14 protein-coding genes are annotated in these 18811 nt (G+C 33.3%); 5 read left to right on the plus strand and 9 right to left on the minus strand.

The features are described 5' to 3' along the window. The first annotated feature begins 182 nt into the window (after window positions 1-182). Together B5P42_RS04025 and msrB are read left to right on the plus strand one after the other, a co-directional pair. Window positions 183-1226, plus strand: a complete 1044-nt coding sequence (locus B5P42_RS04025) for an AI-2E family transporter (protein ID WP_002089894.1) — start codon at window positions 183-185, stop codon at window positions 1224-1226. Window positions 1227-1317: 91 nt separating this feature from the next. After that, the gene (gene msrB / locus B5P42_RS04030) at window positions 1318-2283 is read left to right on the plus strand and encodes a peptide-methionine (R)-S-oxide reductase MsrB (protein ID WP_113733701.1); all 966 of its coding nucleotides are present in this window, start codon (window positions 1318-1320) and stop codon (window positions 2281-2283) included. Window positions 2284-2308: 25 nt separating this feature from the next. On the opposite strand, the gene B5P42_RS04035 is transcribed toward msrB, so the two are convergent. Further along, on the minus strand, window positions 2309-5425 hold the full coding sequence (locus tag B5P42_RS04035; RefSeq protein ID WP_113733702.1) for an efflux RND transporter permease subunit: 3117 nt from the start codon (window positions 5423-5425) through the stop codon (window positions 2309-2311). A gap of 299 nt (window positions 5426-5724) precedes the next feature. Between B5P42_RS04035 and B5P42_RS04040 the strand changes: the two genes are divergently transcribed. Then, entirely contained in the window at window positions 5725-6606 is an 882-nt protein-coding gene (locus tag B5P42_RS04040; protein WP_113733703.1) for a TetR/AcrR family transcriptional regulator, read from the plus strand. 23 nt (window positions 6607-6629) lie between these two features. On the opposite strand, the gene B5P42_RS04045 is transcribed toward B5P42_RS04040, so the two are convergent. Beyond that, window positions 6630-8183, minus strand: coding sequence for an ABC-F family ATP-binding cassette domain-containing protein (locus tag B5P42_RS04045; RefSeq protein ID WP_002130147.1), 1554 nt, complete (start codon window positions 8181-8183; stop codon window positions 6630-6632). A gap of 169 nt (window positions 8184-8352) precedes the next feature. Between B5P42_RS04045 and B5P42_RS04050 the strand changes: the two genes are divergently transcribed. Together B5P42_RS04050 and B5P42_RS04055 are read left to right on the plus strand one after the other, a co-directional pair. Further along, the gene (locus tag B5P42_RS04050) at window positions 8353-8925 is read left to right on the plus strand and encodes a TetR/AcrR family transcriptional regulator (RefSeq protein WP_002130146.1); all 573 of its coding nucleotides are present in this window, start codon (window positions 8353-8355) and stop codon (window positions 8923-8925) included. Window positions 8926-8983: 58 nt separating this feature from the next. Further along, window positions 8984-9922 carry an SDR family NAD(P)-dependent oxidoreductase gene (locus B5P42_RS04055; protein WP_060750551.1) on the plus strand — a complete coding sequence of 313 codons (939 nt, stop codon included), beginning with the start codon at window positions 8984-8986 and terminating at the stop codon, window positions 9920-9922. A gap of 48 nt (window positions 9923-9970) precedes the next feature. On the opposite strand, the gene B5P42_RS04060 is transcribed toward B5P42_RS04055, so the two are convergent. The 7 genes from B5P42_RS04060 to B5P42_RS04090 form a co-directional block, all read right to left on the minus strand. Next, window positions 9971-10909 carry a glycosyltransferase family 2 protein gene (locus B5P42_RS04060; RefSeq protein ID WP_113733704.1) on the minus strand — a complete coding sequence of 313 codons (939 nt, stop codon included), beginning with the start codon at window positions 10907-10909 and terminating at the stop codon, window positions 9971-9973. A gap of 92 nt (window positions 10910-11001) precedes the next feature. After that, the gene (locus tag B5P42_RS04065; RefSeq protein WP_113733705.1) at window positions 11002-13674 is read right to left on the minus strand and encodes a YfhO family protein; all 2673 of its coding nucleotides are present in this window, start codon (window positions 13672-13674) and stop codon (window positions 11002-11004) included. A gap of 322 nt (window positions 13675-13996) precedes the next feature. After that, entirely contained in the window at window positions 13997-15418 is a 1422-nt protein-coding gene (locus B5P42_RS04070) for an oligosaccharide flippase family protein (protein ID WP_002184476.1), read from the minus strand. Window positions 15419-15511: 93 nt separating this feature from the next. Next, window positions 15512-16492, minus strand: coding sequence for a glycosyltransferase family 2 protein (locus tag B5P42_RS04075; protein WP_113733706.1), 981 nt, complete (start codon window positions 16490-16492; stop codon window positions 15512-15514). A gap of 231 nt (window positions 16493-16723) precedes the next feature. After that, the gene (locus tag B5P42_RS04080) at window positions 16724-17068 is read right to left on the minus strand and encodes a DUF2304 domain-containing protein (RefSeq protein ID WP_113733707.1); all 345 of its coding nucleotides are present in this window, start codon (window positions 17066-17068) and stop codon (window positions 16724-16726) included. Between the two features lie 6 nt (window positions 17069-17074). After that, on the minus strand, window positions 17075-17803 hold the full coding sequence (locus B5P42_RS04085; protein ID WP_000021472.1) for a glycosyltransferase family 2 protein: 729 nt from the start codon (window positions 17801-17803) through the stop codon (window positions 17075-17077). Between the two features lie 218 nt (window positions 17804-18021). Further along, on the minus strand, window positions 18022-18534 hold the full coding sequence (locus B5P42_RS04090; RefSeq protein WP_000412118.1) for an acyl-CoA thioesterase: 513 nt from the start codon (window positions 18532-18534) through the stop codon (window positions 18022-18024). Window positions 18535-18811: the final 277 nt, after the last annotated feature.

The following is an 18811-nucleotide window of genomic DNA, read 5'->3' on the forward strand; positions in this document are numbered from 1 at the left end:
TAGGTCATTGTATTGTAAAATAAGAAGTAACATAATATATAGCACAATTAACGGGTGGTTAGGGTTGAATATAAATTGCTCGCAATGGCTTTAATATTAAAGGATAATTATAAGTAGAAAATAGAGAGAGATCTACTTGTTAACGTTTTACTTTATAGGACAGGAGAGAGTACTCGTCGATTATGCAAATAAAAAACCTGTTTCAAAGCAAAGGATTTCAGAGGTTAATCGTATTAGTATTACTTGCTCTCATATTGTATGGGATGCAAAGTATGTTAAATTTAATTTTAATTACGTTTATGTTGACGTATTTAATGGATCGATTCCAAAAGTTTATTTCTCGTAAATTAGATCATTTCATGCCAATTAATCGAAAAATTATTATAGCGCTTTTATATGTAATGTTGGTGGCAGGAATTGCCATTACGCTATTTAAATATTTACCGGTATTAACAATACAAATTTCACAATTGATTTATCAATTTAATGTATTTTTAAGAAATCCACCTGATAGTGAATTAATTAAGTATGCAGTTAATGCTGTTAATCATATGGAGCTTTCTAAATATGTGGGGCAAGGCGTAGACATTTTGTATAAATCTATTACGAATGTTGGGAAATTTGGCCTTCAAGTTTTACTTTCTGTAATTTTAAGCTTATTTTTCTTACTTGAAAAAGCACGTATCGTTGCTTTTACTTCGAAATTTAAAGAAAGCCGACTTGCAATTTTCTATAACGAAATAGAGTATTTCGGAAAGAAATTTGCACGTTCATTCGGAAAAGTAATCGAAGCACAATTTTTAATTGCAATTGTTAACTGTGTTTTATCTGTTATTGCATTATGGATATTAGGATTCCCGCAATTACTAGGTTTAGCGTTAATGATTTTCTTGCTTGGCTTAATTCCAGTGGCGGGTGTTATTATCTCGTTATTCCCACTCTGTATGATTGCTTACAATATTGGCGGTATTATGTATGTCGTTTATATTGTAGTTATCGTAACAGTAATTCATGCACTTGAGAGCTATGTATTAAATCCGAAGTTTATGTCTCAAAAAACAAACTTACCAATCTTCTACACATTTATGGTATTAATTTTCTCTGAGCATTTCTTAGGTGTGTGGGGACTTATTATCGGTATTCCAATCTTCATTTTCTTATTAGATGTCTTAGATGTGACAAGTGATGAAATGGAGAAGGACGTTGAAAAAAATAAAGTGAAGTAAAGAAAAAGCATCGATGTTCGATGCTTTTTCTTTTATAACATGACGTTCCTTATGCCATACTGTAAGGAGAAGATAGAATAGGGGTGAAATAATGGCTGTAAATGAAAAGATAGAGTTAGCTACGTTTGCCGGAGGGTGTTTCTGGTGTATGGTTTCGCCATTTGAAGAGATGGAAGGGATTATACAGGTTGTTTCAGGCTATACAGGTGGCCATAAAGAGGATCCAACGTATAAAGAAGTGTGCTCGGAAACAACTGGGCATTATGAAGCAGTACAAATTAAATTTGATGCAAATAAAATGCCGTATGAAGAGTTGTTAAATATATATTGGAGACAAATTGACCCGACTGATATAGGGGGACAATTCCACGACCGCGGGCAGTCTTATGAAACGGTGATTTTTTATCATAATGAAGAACAACATAAAAAGGCAGAGGCTTCAAAAGAAGAGCTTGAGAAAAGTGGGCATTTTTCGAAGCCAATTGCGACAAAAATATTGCCAGCTGCTACGTTTTATCCAGCTGAAGAATATCACCAAGGATATTATAAGAAGAATACATTTCGCTATGAGTTATATCGTAAAGGCTCAGGTCGAGATGCTTTTATTAAACAACATTGGCCAAAGAATAATGCTCATTTAAAAGAAAGATTAAACGAGATGCAGTTTTATGTAACACAGGAAAATGGGACAGAACCGCCTTTTCAAAATGAGTATTGGAATCATAAAGAAGAAGGGCTTTATGTAGATATTGTTTCGGGGGAACCATTATTTACTTCTTTCGATAAGTTCGATAGCGGCTGTGGATGGCCGAGTTTTGCGAAACCAGTTATGTCAGCTAGTGTGAAAGAAAAAATGGATGTTAGCCATAATATGACGCGTACGGAAGTGAGAAGTAAAGAAGGAGATTCACATCTTGGGCATGTATTTCCAGACGGCCCAGGACAAAACGGCCTTCGTTATTGTATTAATTCGGCAGCGCTACGCTTTATTCAAAAAGAAGATTTAGAAAAAGAAGGATATGGTGATTTCCTAATCTTGTTTGGGAATAAAAAATAACCTCGCAGTCAGCGAGGTTATTTTTTTATTTTACTTTTTTCTTTTTAAATTTGCTTAATGCTTCATAAACGATTGGAACAATAAGAAGTGTTAATAACGTTGAACTTGTTAATCCACCAATTACTGTTACGCCAAGTCCTTTAGAAATTAAGCCGCTACCTTCAAATCCTAATGCAAGCGGGATAAGAGCCCCGATTGTTGCAATTGCAGTCATTAAGATAGGACGCAGGCGTGTTGTACCAGCTTCTAATAATGCTTCACGTGTTGATAGGCCGTCATTTTCTTTATGAATAACACGGTCAATGAGCACGATTGCGTTCGTTACAACGATACCAATTAGCATAAGGGCCCCAATCATCGCAGATACGCTTAACGTTTCGCCAGAGATTAATAAGGCAACGAGTGCACCAATGATTGTGAATGGTAGCGAGAATAAAATTGCGAATGGTGCAAGGGCACCGCCAAATGTAACAACAAGAACGAAGTATACAATGGCAATCGCAGCTAACATCGCTAAGCCAAGTTGTTTGAATGATTCTTGAATATCTTGTGTAACACCACCCATAGAAACATCTATACCAGAAGGAAGATCCATTTTATCTACTTCTTTTTGAACAGCGGCAGATGCTTTTGAAACGTCATCAGATGTTAGTTTTGCACTAACTTCCGCATAAACACGGCCATCACGATGTGTTACTGTGTTAGAAGTTTCACCTTCTTTTACAGTCATAACATCTTTAACAGCAACATCATTACCAAGTGGTGTTGTAATTTTACGATTTGTTAAGTCATCGATCGTTTCATAGTTTTGTTTTTCAGTTTCTACATATACATTTATATCTTTATTATCTTTTTTAATTGTTGTAAGAACAGGGCGATCATGTTGATTAGAAAGTCCCATTCCAATTTGAGCAGCAGTTAGCCCCATTTTACTTAACTTTTCTTGATCAGCGACTAAAGTATATTCTGCATATGTTTTTGCAACACTAGAGTCTATGTCTTTTAAATCTTTATTTTTCTTCATGATATTTTGAATGTCTTTCACGACAGGCTTAATTTCTTCAGAGCTATCTCCATAAACGTATAGCTTAATTTCGTTACTACCGCCACCTGCTCCGAAATCTTGGTTTTTCCATTCACCTTTTCCAGACATCTTTTGTAAATCTTTAACGACTTGTTCTTTCTCTTTTTCAAAGTTTTTCGTATCGTTATCATATTGAACGAAGAACATCGCTTGATTTGTTTGACCAGGGCTCATTGGGTTTTCGCCGCCTAATGAGAATTGAATCGTTTTGACGTCTTTTTTATCTTGGAAATGCTTTTCAGCTTTCGTTGCAATTTTTTCAACGTCGTCTAACGTTTGACCTGGCTCAGGTTTGTACGTTGCGATAATCATTTTTTCTTCTTCAGATGGTAAGAAGCTGACACCGATGATTGGTACAAGTGCAAGGCTGCCTACTAATAGGAGGACTGTGATACTTGATGTAATAATTTTATGGTTTAACGCCCATTCAAGTATACGTTTATAGCCGTTTGCTAATTTGCTTGGTTTTTCCTCATGATGTACTTCTTTTTCTCTCATGCTTTCCTTCTTAAATAAGGAATGTGCTAGCATCGGCACAATTGTAACTGCCACAAGTAAGGAAGCAAGTAGGGCAAAAACAATTGTTAAAGCAAATGGTAAGAACATTTCACCAATCATACCCTTTACAAGCCCAAGAGGTAAGAATACAGCGATTGTTACAATTGTAGAAGACATAATCGGGATAAACATTTCTTTCGTAGCTTCACGAATTAAATCTTTCCCACGTAATTTCTCTTCTGATAAAGACATACGTCGGTAAATATTTTCAATAACAACAATTGAGTCATCAACAACGCGTCCAATAGCAACTGTCATTGCTCCAAGTGTCATAATGTTAAGGGTAATATCCATTTGTTTTATTACTAAAACTGCAATTAATAAAGAAAGTGGTATAGAAACGACAGAGATTAGTGTTGTTCGAATGTTTCGCAGGAACAACATAATAATAACAATCGCAAAGATAGCACCGAAAATAGCTTTGCTAAGCATTGTTTCGACTGATTTTTCAATAGGCGCACCTTGATCGAATGTTGAAATAATCTCTAAGTCTTTATATTTTTTCTCAAGGTCTTTTACTTTATCTTTAACTGCATTTACAACATCAACTGTATTCGCATCAGCAGCCTTCACAATTTGAATGCCGATTGCTTCTTTTCCATTCGTTCGAGAAATGGATTCCGCTTTTCCAACTTCTTTAATATCAGCAATCTCTTCTAATGTAACCGTTGGTATGCCATTCATAGCGGCCGGATTCATCTGTGGTGCTTGTGTTCCAGCACCAGCGTTTTGGCTACCTTGACCATTCGGTGATGAAGGGATAGCTGGAATTTTTAATTCTTTTAATGCTTTAATTGTTGTAATGTTACCATCGACAACAACTGATTTTTCCGTATCTTTAAATGTATATAAGCCAAGTGGTAACGATACGTCCGAACCTTTAATCATATTTTTTACAGTATCTTCACTTAAACCTAATTCTTTCATCTTATCTTTTTTGAAGACAAGCTGTACTTCGTCTACTTGTTGACCTGCGATTTGAACAGATGCGACACCATCAAGTCCTTTTAATCCAGGAACAACATTTTTTTCTACATTTTCTGTTAAGGCAGCTAAAGATTCATTTTTACTCGCTACGCTTAATGAAATAACAGGAAAGGCATTAAAGTTTACTCGTGAGACTTTCGGGTCTTTCACACCTTCTGGCAGTTTCACGTTTGCGAGCGATTCTTTAATTTCCGTTTCGGCTTTTTCCATATTTTTATCAAAATCATATTCTACCTGAATAGAAGATGCGTTTTGATAAGATGATGAACTAACAACGTTTACACCGCTTAAATTTTGGAGTTGTTCTTCCATTGGTTTTGAAATTTTATCAGCTACTTCTTCTGGTGTAGCACCAGGATAAACCGTGGTTACTGTTACAATCGGTGTTGTAATATCAGGAATTGTCTCCAGCTTCATATTGAGTCCAGAATAAATACCCGCAATAGTAACAATAATGGTTAGTAGCCAAACTGCGAACTTATTTTTTAACGTGAAATTGATGATTTTGTTCATGTTTGCGCTCCCTTTTTATTATATTGACCAATCGGTCAGTCTAATACATAATATAACTGACCGATTGGTCAGTCGTCAATGAAAAGAGATGGTATAATAAAATCAAACTGTAAGTAGTCGGTTTCCTATTCTTTTTCTGATCATTGGCTTTTACTAACCGGATTTTATAGATGGAAAGGCTTCTATATAAACCATTTACTCCATTAAATTTTAGATGGGGAGTTTTATTTTCAGTTAATGTGGAATAAAATCAAGTTTGAATTTACATAAGATGCGAGATTAAATTTAGGAGAGAGAATATGAAAGAAAAAGAGCGCTTAATTATAGAGATGGCTATGAGGTTATTTGCAACTAAGGGTGTAAATGCAACGTCAGTACAAGAAATCGTAACCGCATGTGGTATATCAAAAGGAGCTTTTTATTTATATTTCAAATCAAAAGATGAGTTATTATTGTCCACACTTCGATATTATTATGACAAGATTCAGAAGAAAATGCTGGATATTGAAAAAGAATCTTTATTACCACGTGAAAAATTTGAAAAACAATTATATTGTCAGTTTACTGATGTGCAAAAACATAAAGAATTTATTATTATGCATGCAAGAGAAAATGCAATTCCGTTTAATAAAGAAGTAGAAGAGTTTATGATGAGGATGAAATTAGAGTCTCATGCATTTTATCGGAATAGCTTACTGTCCATTTATGGTGAAAAGGTTATTCCATACTTGTTAGATCTAGTAATTATGGTGGAAGGGATATGCCGTGGGTATTTAGAATTAATTATTTTAAATGCACCAGAAATTGATTTGTCCTATGTCTCAGCTTTTATTTTAAAAAGGATAGACAATTTAGTAGAGGGGCTTCTAGAATCTTCGGAGGAACCTGTCCTACATGAAGAGAGACTAGGAGAATTTCTTTGTAGTTCCGAGCTTATTAAGGAACAGGTGAAGGAACATTTTCTAAGTGAAATTATTGTATTTAAACGAACATTAGCTGATCAATTAGAAAATGATGAGTTACTTGTAACTTTAGATGTTTTAGAAGCAGAAATGAGATTGCAAAATCCAAGAATTCCAGTCATTAGAGGTATGCTTGCTAATTTAGCGGTATATCCTAGTTTAAATGAGTTTCGATTGAGGCTTACGGCATACTATAATATAAAAAATCCTTGCATATAGAACGCAAGGATTTTCTATTATAATTAAGAATTATTTTGTGACCATTCTTCAACATTCCAAGTTTTTGTAATCCAGCCTTCATAAAATTCTGGTTCGTGACATACAAGAAGGATTGTCCCTTTATATGCCTTCAGAGCTTTTTGAAGTTCTTCCTTTGCTGTAACATCAAGATGGTTTGTTGGCTCATCAAATAGGATCCAGTTACTTTCTTCACCCATTAACTTACATAAACGAACTTTTGCTTGTTCGCCACCACTTAATTGATTTAGCGGGCGAGAGATATGCTCATTTTTTAATCCGCATTTCGCTAACATTGCACGAACTTGATGTTGGTCCATGCTAGGGAATGTGTTCCAAACGTCATCAATTGGTGTTATATTATCAGCTTTTACTTCTTGCTCGAAGTATGCAGGCTCTAAGAAGTCACCAAGACTTGTTTTACCGCTTAAAGGTTTAATTTTTCCTAAAATCGTTTTTAGTAATGTTGATTTACCAACACCATTACAACCAACGATGGCAATTTTTTCACCGCGTTCAATTGTCATTGTTAGTTTTGGTAATAACGGATGTGTATATCCGATTTCTACATCTTCACCTTCAAAGACGAAACGGCTACTTGCACGACACTCTTTAAATGAGAACTCTGGCTTAATTGCTGTTTCAGGACGATCAATACGCTCCATGCGATCAAGTTGTTTTTGACGACTTTTTGCACGACCTGTCGTTGAATAACGAGCTTTGTTCTTTGCAATAAAGTCTTCCTGCTTTTTAATAAACTCTTTCTGTTTTTCATAAGCATTTATATGTTGATTTTTATTAATTTCGGCTAACTCTAGGAATTTTTCGTATGTCGCTGTATAGCGCGTCATTTTTGTAAATTCTAGATGGAAAATAACATCAACGCATTTGTTCATAAATTCCGTATCATGAGAAATTAATAAGAATGCATGTGGATATTCTTTTAAATAATTAGTTAACCAATGAATATGTTCAACGTCTAAATAGTTAGTAGGCTCATCGAGTAATAACACTTCTGGTTGCTCAAGTAATAGCTTTGCAAGTAATACTTTTGTACGTTGTCCACCACTTAGTGCTGAAACATCACGATCTAAACCGATTGCATCAATTCCAAGACCTCTTGCTGCCTCTTCGATTTTCATATCTAGTAAATAGAAACCACCTGCTTCGAGAGCATCTTGGATTTCTGCCATCTGCTCAAGAAGGTCCTCTAATTCTTCCGGTGTTGCCGTTCCCATTTTTTCTGCAACTTCATTTAAAGCTTTTTCTTTTTCAAATAAAGGTAAAAACGCGTCAGCTAATACATCACGAATTGTGCGACCAGGTGTTAAAATTGTATGCTGGTCTAAGTAACTGTAATTTGTACCAGGTGTCCATTCTACACGGCCTTCATCATGGATAAGTTGACCAGTAATAATATTCATAAATGTTGATTTACCAACACCGTTTGCACCGACTAATCCGACATGTTCTCCTGCTAGTAAACGCATGGATACATCTTTAAATAATGTGCGATCGCCAAATGTATGGCCTAGTTTTTCTACTGTTAATAAGCTCATAGTATCCTCCGTCCAACTTGAAATAGTACCTTGAATCATGATACTAAATTATTGAGTATAATGCTATCCTTTCAAAATGTATCTTTTTGTAAGAAACTCATTGTATTTTTTTGGGAAAAGGTTATAATATTAATTGAACAGTGGTCAATTAAATTGTGAGGTATGAAAAATGTCGCCAAGAAGGGCAGTTAAACAAGAATTAACGAGAGAAATGATTATGAATGTAGCAAGAGACTTATTTATAAAATTAGGTTATCAGCATACTTCAATGCGTAAAATTGCAACAGAACTAGGATATAGCCATGGTGCCATCTATTATCATTTTAAAAATAAAGCAGAGCTTTTCTATGCGATGGTAGAGCAAGATTTTCAATTGCTAAATCAAAAATTAGATGAGATTAATGATCAAAATTTACCACAAGAGGAACAATTGAAAGCTGTTTTATTTGGTTTTATTGAATTTGGTTTGCAAAATCAAAGTCATTATGAAATCATGTTTTTAATTAGAGATGATGAGTTAAAAGAATGTTTAGCAGATGGCCCAAATGTTAGTTACGAAAAATTTGCTACTGTTGTATCTTCTTTGTGTAATGAGAAGGTAAATGTAATGACAATATGGTCTGTTTTTCTATCATTACATGGGTTTGTGGCACACTATTGTGGGAATGATCAAACATTTGAAGAAGTAAAAGGATTAGCTAAAGTACACGTGGAGTTTATTTCAAAATCACTTCTTATGTAAGTGATTTTCTTTTTAATATTAATTGAACAGCGGTTAATTAATTTAGGGGGGATATATAATGAAAAAAGCTTTAGTGCTAGGAGCATCTGGATCAATGGGGTATGCAATTGTAAAAGAATTATGTAGCAGAGGAATTCATGTAGTGGCCTTTGCGAGGAATAAAGAGAAATTAGAGATATTATTTTCTGGAGAAGAAAATGTGAAAGTTCTAGCGGGAGATGTATTTATACAGGAGGATATAATGGAAGCTGCGAAAGGCGTTGATATTATATTTCATGCTGTAAACATTCCATATTCAGATTGGGAGAAGAAGCAACCAAAATTATTAAAAAATATATTAGAAGTAGCAAGGTATTACGACAGTAAGTTAGGGATAGTTGATAATATTTATGCGTATGGGAGGCAAGGGGAAGAACTTGTAGTGGAAGAAGTTAAAAAGGCACCACATACGAAGAAAGGGAAAATTCGGTTACAGCTAGAAATGATGGCAAAACAGGGAAATGTACAAATGTTTATTGCACATTTTCCTGATTTTTATGGCCCAAATGCAGAAAGTACGCTTGTTCATCATACTTTGAAAGGTGTACTTGTAAATAAGTTATCAAGCTTTGTTGGAGATAAAAAGATTGCTCGTGAATATATTTTTACACCAGACGGTGCAAAAGCAATGGTTGAATTAGCTTTACGTGATGAGGCCTATGGACAAAATTGGAACATACCGGGTTATGGTGTCATTACAGGTGAAGAGATGATTCAACATATACAAGAATTAACGGGATATACAAAACCAGTAATGACAGTAAAAAAAGGTATGATAAATTTAATTGGACTATTTGATAAGCAGATGAAAGAATTTGTGGAAATGCTATATTTGACAGAAAATCCTGTTGTATTAAGCGGAGAGAAATATGAGAGGTATATTGGGAATATACCAAAAACTTCTTATTATAATGGGCTAAAAGAAACGATTATATCTATGCAACATAAAGGTGTGTAAATATTAGTATAAAAAAAGTTACTTCTGTAGGTAGAAGTAACTTTTTTATTATGCTTTTTGTTTGACTTCACTAACTTTCTTTTCAGCTACAATAAAATGTGGTCTACGTTTTGTTTCATAATAAATGCGACCGATGTATTCACCCATAACACCTAGGAAAATGAGTTGAATACCACCAATAAATAATATAGCGGAAATTAAAGTGAAGTATCCTGGGACTTCAACACCACCAACAATAATTTGAATAAATGTAGTAATTACGTATAAAATCCCTAAAATAGTTGTTAATAATCCAAGATATATAGATAGTCTTAATGGTTTATTATTGAATGAGATAACACCATCTATTCCGTAATTTAACAATTTAGAAAAAGTCCACTTACTTTCTCCATCAGAACGTAATACATTTTCATATCCAATAATTAGTTCATTAAATCCAATCCAGGAGAATAAACCTTTTGAGAAGCGATTGTATTCGCTTAAAGATAATAGAGAATCAACAGCTCTTCTACTTAAAAGTCTAAAATCTCCAATGCCGTCTACTAGTTCAATATCTACAAACTTATTCATCACTTTATAGTATAGACGAGAAACGAAAGAGCGAACGGGTGAATCACCTGTTCTTGTTCTTTTTGCAATAACTTGGTCGTAACCTTCGTTATATCCTTCTAACATTTCTTTTATTAGTGTAGGAGGATGTTGCAAATCGGCGTCCATAATAACAACTGCATCACCTGTAGCGTATTTTAAACCAGCTAACATAGCGGCTTCTTTGCCGAAATTCCGACTAAATGATATATAATGAACAGCTGCATCTGAATTTTCCAAATCACGTAGAATATTTAATGTATCATCTTTACTACCATCATTTACAAAAACAAATTCATAATCGGTAGTTAATTTATGAATTTCTAGAGAAGTCTCTGAATAAAAGGCTCGAAGCATCTTTTCTTCATTGTAGCATGGTACGACTATTGAAAGAGTCATTTTTGACCCTCCTTGTTTATAATGGTTAAAACGTTATTTAATATTTTTTATGAAGCTATCCACTTTGGATAGCTTCATGATTTATTGAGTGCTCATTGCAGCTTTTTAAAAGGCAATTTTCGGCGTCCTTTTTGATTTGTAAAAACTAGTAAGGCTACACAAATAATTAGTGAAATAATTGATATAATCATACCTAATTTAAAGTAAGGTGTAACATAAGTCATTTCGATTACATGTGCTCCTTTTGTAATCGGTACGCCAATAAAGGCAGAATTTGCTTTCGTGAATTCTGTTTCTTTTCCATCAACTTTTATAGTCCAACCTTTACTATATGGAACAGATAAATATAGTAATCCATCTTTTTTCGAGTTGATTTCACCTTTTAAATAGTTGTTTTTATAATAAATATTTTGAAGTCTATTTTCAGTTAGTTTTTTTGTTTCTTTTTGTACACCTTCGTAATTTACGATATTTGCTTGTAAGTCTTCAAGTTCGTATTCACCTGGTGCATCAATAGAAATAGTTAGTTGGTCTGGACGATCGTCCTTACCTAAATTATAAACAAATCTTTCTAAAGGATATGAGTATGCACCAGTGTCTTCACCTTTCCCCATATCTTTCCCGTTAACTATTGCATGGAATGAACCTTTATTTTTTATCTTTAATTCTACAATTAAATCTCCAGGAGTATTAGGATAATTTATAGGTACAATCATATTTCCATTGCCATGGACAATGAGTTTATTATTCTCTTTTTCCATATTTTCTAGTTGTACTTTTTCCATTTTGATAGATACCGCTTTTGAATTAAGGTTCTTTTTATCAAAATGGGTTAATGAAAAGTCTTTTCCATTATTAACGACTACAGCATGTAATAACAATTGGTCACGCTGAGCAAAGTTTAATTTAGAAAATTCTTCTTCACTTATACTAGAATCATATACATACCCTAACGGTAAAGCATAGTCATTTTTGTAAATATTATACGGTCCTACTTGTTTTAATAGTTTATATCCATATGGGATATTTTTTTGATCTGTATCAGCGCTTAGTACGCGATATTTTACACCTAACATATTTTCAAGTAGTAATCGACTATCAACCTGGAAGAACATCGAAGGAGTGTCGAACCCTTGGAATACGTTGTATTTATTTTTCATAAAGTCATGAACGTAATAATTAATCAAGCTTTGGTACGTACTTGTACCATGATAACCTTGTAACATTGGTGTGTTATGGGCGCTACCTGGGTTAAGAATACGATAAAAGTCTTTATCATATTCTTGTATATAACGAATGGCAGCAATCTCATCTTTGTTATCATAGCCAGATACATGTAAAGCTTCTTTTGTAGCATTGCTTTGTCCGAAAACGGTACTAAGTATATTATTAGCATACATGTAATTCATGGAAATTGTACTAACGAGTACGTTCACTACAACTAAAAATTGTATGAAAGGTTTAGAAAGATAACGCCATAAACATACTGTAATGAGAGAAAGAACGATAGTTCCGATTAAAATATTGTCAACTACCTGTAAAGGTTTATCACTTACATTTATATTTACTTTTCTATAAAATGCATAAATGAATAATCCTATTGATACTAATGAACTTATTATATAAGGTAATTTATGTTCTTTCTTATGAACAATCATCCAATCTAAGATGTATGCTATAGTTTGAGCAATTACAAATACAAATAAATAAAGCCATCTATATTGCATTGCTGAGAAACCATTAAATACAGAGTATGTATACGGAAGCATAAACAGAATGAACATGAAAAACGTAAAGAGTACTTTATTTTTAACAAGTTTATCACGTATAAACATTCCAAATATGATTAGGAATAAAATTAAAGCTGGTAAAGCTAATTGATGATTTTCAGCATCATATACGAAGAAGATAGTTTCCATTAGATCTTTATAAAATGTATCTTCAAAGAATAAAGGTATATCAAATTTCTTCGTTAACCGATCCGCACTAAATACCGCATTGACTGATGGAATAAAGCAAACTGCAGCCAAGCCAAGTGATAGACCGTATAATAATCCAATTTTAATATAATAGGCTAGAAAAGAGACGATTGTTTTATTTTGCTGTGTGGCAAAGTATTGGAAAAATGCGTAAATGAAAATGAAAATACTTGTAATAAAAGCAAAATAAAAGTTCGATGCTAACATTAAAGTAGCAGCTACTAAGAAAAGTCCACGTTTCTTTTCTATAATATATTTATCAAGTCCCCATATTACTAATGGTAAAAATACGATGGCATCAGCCATGAAATCCCAAAGTAATGAATGGCGCATAAAAGTAATACATCCACCATACATAATAGCAGCAATAAAAGATGAGAAGACTGTTTTATTATGATAACGTAAAGAACCATACATGAATAACATAGCTAAAAAGTTTTTTAAAATACTCATGTATAATTTCATATCATAGATTTGTTCAATATTTAATTTAGGAAGTAACAGCGTAATCCAGAAGAACGGCGCTGTACTGTAATAATAACTAAACTCTCCAAATAAATCTCCACCTAATCCATAATCAAAAGACCAAAAAAGATTACCATCTTTAAAGGCATGTTGCAGGAGAAATGTAAAGAAACCAAATTGGCTTAATGCATCACCTGTACCAGAAAAGACTTGATTAGATGTTAAAAAGAAATAATGAAAAGCAAAAGCACACAATAATAATATCGGAATAATCATTATAGTTTTCTTTGAGAAAATCTTATTGTTCGGCTTAATGCTCATAAAAATTTATAATCCTCCTTCGAAAGTTGTTACATATAAAAACACACCAATTATGAAGGTGTGTTTTTTAGTTTTAGCATAAAAAAATATATATTTTTGTTGTATCATATATATTTTACAAGCATTGAGTTTCATAGTTTACTTGTAATTTAGTATAAAGCATTCTCAGAAAGTAAGTCAATTTGACATGGAATATATAGCATTTTTAACCACTGAAAATTCGAGAATAATGAAGTGCAGTCTTCAGAATTTATGTTCTGTAAATGATGGTATATAAAAAGCCAAAAGCTTTTCCATTCTTAATAGGAAAAGCTTTTGGCTTTTAAGCGTTTTTACGAACTAATTTTTTATTTACAAATCCTAAAATCAACCCGCGTATTTGTGGATCAATTGCAAGGCCAATAATACCGTACAATATACCAGTAAGTGTTAGAGCTACCAGTGGTGGTAAGTTAATTAATACTGTGCGGTATAGGGCGTAACTGATTATAAATGCTAGTGTATTAAATACAATCCCTTTGAATAGTAATGTAAATCCTTTACGAACGAATAAAGTAAATCCGATTAATAAAGTAACCTCAGTAATGATAGCAGCTACCGCAGCTCCCATCATTCCAAATTGGCCACCTAATACGATGTAACTTACGATAGCGACAGCTAATCCAATTCCCATCGTTGTCGCACGCTTCCACTGTTGACCAATAGTTGTTAAATTATCAGCAAGTGGATAGTTGATAGATTGTAAAATAACCATAAAGGCTAAAATTGCAAGAGCATCACCGGCTGGTGCATATTGTTCACCTAATAAAGTAACAATCCAAAAGCTTGGATCAGCGATAAATGGAATGGAGATTCCCATTCCTAAGAAAGACATAAGTTTTAATTCGAACTGTGATAGTTTTCTATGTTCATCAATATTCTTTTCATTTCCAAAAGCAAATAACTTTGGATAAAAGGCTGCTGCAATTACGCCCGGTATTTGATAAAGTACAGCAGGTATTTTCGATGCAGCGCCAAAGAATCCAACTTGCTCATATGTTGAGACTTTTTCTAATATAATAGGCCCTAACTGTGGTAAGAGCATAATGATAATGCCATTGATTGTGAAAATGAGCAATTGATCTAAAATGCCTTTATCCCAGCCCTTATGAACTGTTGTATGGCGAATTACCATTATAAAGGCGATAAGTCCTGTTACAAGACTAGATATCCCGTACATGGCAGCAACCATCATAAGTGACCATTTAAAGGACATTCCTAGTAGAAGAGCAGCTGCGGCTGTTACACCTTGTATTACAGAAATAATCGCTGTAAATTGCATGCGTTCTGTTACTTGGAAGTAAGCCATCCCAACACCTTGTAAAGTGGCTCCAAACATTGTCGGCAGTACAACCCAATATACCATCGCACGTAAGTAAGCATCAGGATAGAAGAACTGAGCGAAAATAGCGAAGAGCACAGAAATTACGATAGCTAATACTAAACGAATACGTAAATAACTACTAATTAGTACGCTAATGTTAGCGTTGCTTCTCGTTCCTTCACGCATAAACGTATGTGTCAAACCTGCATCTGTAAAATAACAAATAACAGCGGAAACTGCTAATGCAGTTGTAAACATCCCATACTCCTTTGGTGAAACATATCTTGCAAAGAAAATGGTCGCAATAGCAAGTACAAATCGAACAGTAATATTTCCTACAAATAGGTAGGAGGCGTTTTTAAGGATTTTATTTGTTTTCATGGAACAAGACCTTTCTATTTTTCAGGACGCACTTCGTCCTATTTGTAAATTTGATTTGTTTACGGAAAGTATGTTTAAAAGCGTATTCTTTATTTAAGAAAACATAAACTTTATTCGTACAAACCAAAGCATCGCGTATAGCTTTTTGCTTCGTTTTCCATTTTTCGAATAAATTTTGCGACAATATTTATTTATATCGCCCTTGATTAATTGAACTTGTGATTTATCTAACTTAGAGCTTCCTTTAATGTATATACAAGCATTGTTAATGACTGTATATGGGAATAGATAAGTTTCAAGGATTTCAATAAGTTCTGTAGAATCATTCACGATCAAGTCTTTTGATTTATTATGAACCCAATCTTTCATTCGATTAAACACTTCTAATTCTTTTTTTGTTTTTAATTCATAATCTTTATACTTTGAAGAAAGATTTCCTTCTGATAAGATTCGATAATATGTTAAATATTCATCTACATAGCATACATTTGTTACACTCATTAATTTAAATAGAAATTCTAAGTCTTCTCCCCAGCTACATCCTGGTGTGAAACGAATGTTATGATCCATTACGATAGATCTTTTGAAAATCCAAGTGCTCGTCTGAGCAACAACTTGATGCGTTAAGAAAGCCTTTGTCATATCACCTTTAATAAAGTTTGTCGTGTGCTCAACTTTTTCACCAGTCTCTTCGTAAAAGTTCATATAGCCACAATAACAAGCGTTCATGTTGTTTTTATGCATGCTTTCAACTTGTTTTTCGATTTTTGTTGGATTCCATAAATCATCACTATCAAGAAAAGCAACATATTCTCCGCTAGCATTTTCAATTCCTGTATTACGAGCAACAGAAACACCTTGATTTTCTTGAGGGACGTATTTTATTTGTCCTGGGTACTTTTGTACAAGATTTTTTACGATAGAAGGTGATTGATCTTTGCTTCCATCATCTACAATTACAATTTCAATGTTTTTATATGTTTGATCTAGTATTGATTGCATCGTTTCTTCAATATATTTTTCCGTATTATACAGAGGTATGACAACGGAAACGAGTTGTTTTTGTTCCATCATAGAGTTTTTATCTCCTCAAATTTTTTATGTTTTGTACCATATATACAAGTCTTTTGAAAGGAAGAAGACTACAAGAACATCTGTATAAGTTTAACGCATATAAACTTTGTAAATCAACTTTCTATTGTGGTACCTCGTATAATTAGAAAGAAATAATTTGAAATGATAAAAGCTCCTGAATTTTTCAAGCAAAATTCAGGAGCTTTAGTATATTAGTATTTAGTTAGGAAGTTATTCCTTATCTGTTATCTTTAATTTTTGTTTTAATAATGCATAATCTTGCGTTAATGTTACAAGTTGATGGTGTAATTTGGAGATTTTTCTCGTCAGGTCAAAAATTAGGATAAAACAGAATAATAGTCCGAATAAGAATAAAATGGACGGAGGATATTCTACTTTTAATAGTTTTCCAATCCAATTTATAATTTTATCCGTAGAACTTAAAATAGCCATTGTAATACAAACGAAAATCCATAAAATAGCATATTTTGTTTCTAAAGTCCCACGACGAATGGAATTAATAATTGAGAAGAATAGTAATAAAATAAAGATGAATGAAAAGGTAATTATATGCATTCATTATCAACCTTTCACGATTTTTTGCATCAATATAGCAAGACTCACCTTAACCATGTAATATGCAGATTTAAGGGGAGTGATGGAAGATTGTCCACCTTGTCGCTCTTGCATATTTACAGATATTTCATTAATGCGAAGTTTTTTCTTTTTTAAATGAATAAGGACTTCTGGTTCTGGATAATCTTTTGGATAATTGTGTGCAAAAATCTTAATTACTTCTCGATTGATAGCACGATACCCAGAAGTTGGATCCATAAATGTTTGTTTTGTTAGTACTTTCAATAGAGCGGTAAAATAAAAAATACCGATTCTTCGGGAAATACTACCTTTATATGCTGTTTTTTCTGTAAAACGTGAACCCAGCACCATATCGCATTGATCCTCGGCAATAGGCTGTATGATTTTGTATAAATCATCAGGATTATGTTGTCCATCAGCATCGAACTGAATCGCAATATCATATCCGTTCTCATAAGCGTATTTATATCCAGTTTGTACAGCTGAACCGATACCTAGATTATATGGTAAATTAACGAGATGAACAGGGAAATCTTTTACGATTTGAGCTGTTTTATCTTTTGATCCATCATTAATAACGCAAATGCTTAATGCTGTAAAATGCTGTTTTAGTTCTAATAATCTTGTTAATGTATCTGCAATTGCTTCTTCCTCGTTATACGCTGGAATAATAATTAACGTTTTTGGTATTGAAATTGGTACCTCAATAGACATTACCGCACCATCCCTTATATACTTAATCATATTATGGTTATTTTTAAACGAACATTATTTAATATACCATTAATAGTATAACAAAATAAAGGAAAAGCTGATGGGTGATTTTAGGAAACAGGCATCGAATAAAAACGCTAAGGTGTAACACTTTATTATAATAAAAAATACATGCAAGGAAGAAAAAACCTGTGCATGTATAATATAAAATCCTAATGTTACATATTCCAAGGCTTACTTAAAGTTAACACTTCAGCCATTTCTTTACTTTTCAAACGTCCTTTTTTTCTATTTTCTGCACGCTCTGAACCAGTTGTATGTAGCCAATGTTCTTCCTCTGTTTCAGGAATTACTTGTGGTACAGATGAAGGTTTTCCGTCTTTTAATGCGACAAATGTAATGAAACACGTTGCGGCCATTCTACGCTCGCCTGCTAGTAGATCCTCTGCAATTACTTTTACGAAAACTTCCATTGAAGATTTTCCTGTATAACATACGAATGCTTCATAACAAACAGAATCTGCTTGGTGAATTGGAGTTAAAAAATCAACGGAATCGATAGATGCTGTTACGCAATGTTTGCGGCTGTGTCTCGCAGCTGCAATTGAAGCTATACTATCAATTTCTGCTAATAATTTCCCCCCGAAAAGTGTTTGGTGATTATTTAAATCGTTAGGAAAAACACGTGTTGTTTTAATTGCCTTTGATTCTCGCATGAATTTCTTTTCCATATATTCATCCCCTATTTTCTGTTTTCAATCAGAGTGACATGTGTAAGTGGAGTACCCATATTAGATATTTAATGAAGTAAAGTGTTCCAAAAGAGGATTATCCCACTATTTGCGGGCTAATAGTCAGTGGGGGATGAACAAAACCCCCCGTGGATTAAAGTTTCACTTTATTGAAATTTCTGTATTTGTATTCATGTAACTGAAAGAAAATTTATCATATATAAAATGTAGTGTAAAAGAGGATTCGCTTACATTGCAAGTGAAAAAGTAATGACTA

The sequence above is a fragment of the Bacillus sp. SRB_331 genome (assembly GCF_003264175.1).
Classification (GTDB): domain Bacteria; phylum Bacillota; class Bacilli; order Bacillales; family Bacillaceae_G; genus Bacillus_A; species Bacillus_A mycoides.

Coding starts and splice junctions, on each gene's coding strand:
- B5P42_RS04045 (WP_002130147.1), bottom strand. CDS start 8,183: ATGAGCTTATTAACAGTAGAAAAACTAGGCCATACATTTGGCGATCGC.
- B5P42_RS04075 (WP_113733706.1), bottom strand. CDS start 16,492: ATGATGGAACAAAAACAACTCGTTTCCGTTGTCATACCTCTGTATAAT.
- B5P42_RS04035 (WP_113733702.1), bottom strand. CDS start 5,425: ATGAACAAAATCATCAATTTCACGTTAAAAAATAAGTTCGCAGTTTGG.
- B5P42_RS04025 (WP_002089894.1), top strand. CDS start 183: ATGCAAATAAAAAACCTGTTTCAAAGCAAAGGATTTCAGAGGTTAATC.
- B5P42_RS04060 (WP_113733704.1), bottom strand. CDS start 10,909: ATGACTCTTTCAATAGTCGTACCATGCTACAATGAAGAAAAGATGCTT.
- B5P42_RS04085 (WP_000021472.1), bottom strand. CDS start 17,803: ATGTCTATTGAGGTACCAATTTCAATACCAAAAACGTTAATTATTATT.
- B5P42_RS04040 (WP_113733703.1), top strand. CDS start 5,725: ATGAAAGAAAAAGAGCGCTTAATTATAGAGATGGCTATGAGGTTATTT.
- B5P42_RS04070 (WP_002184476.1), bottom strand. CDS start 15,418: ATGAAAACAAATAAAATCCTTAAAAACGCCTCCTACCTATTTGTAGGA.
- B5P42_RS04050 (WP_002130146.1), top strand. CDS start 8,353: ATGTCGCCAAGAAGGGCAGTTAAACAAGAATTAACGAGAGAAATGATT.
- B5P42_RS04080 (WP_113733707.1), bottom strand. CDS start 17,068: ATGCATATAATTACCTTTTCATTCATCTTTATTTTATTACTATTCTTC.
- msrB (WP_113733701.1), top strand. CDS start 1,318: ATGGCTGTAAATGAAAAGATAGAGTTAGCTACGTTTGCCGGAGGGTGT.
- B5P42_RS04065 (WP_113733705.1), bottom strand. CDS start 13,674: ATGAGCATTAAGCCGAACAATAAGATTTTCTCAAAGAAAACTATAATG.
- B5P42_RS04090 (WP_000412118.1), bottom strand. CDS start 18,534: ATGGAAAAGAAATTCATGCGAGAATCAAAGGCAATTAAAACAACACGT.
- B5P42_RS04055 (WP_060750551.1), top strand. CDS start 8,984: ATGAAAAAAGCTTTAGTGCTAGGAGCATCTGGATCAATGGGGTATGCA.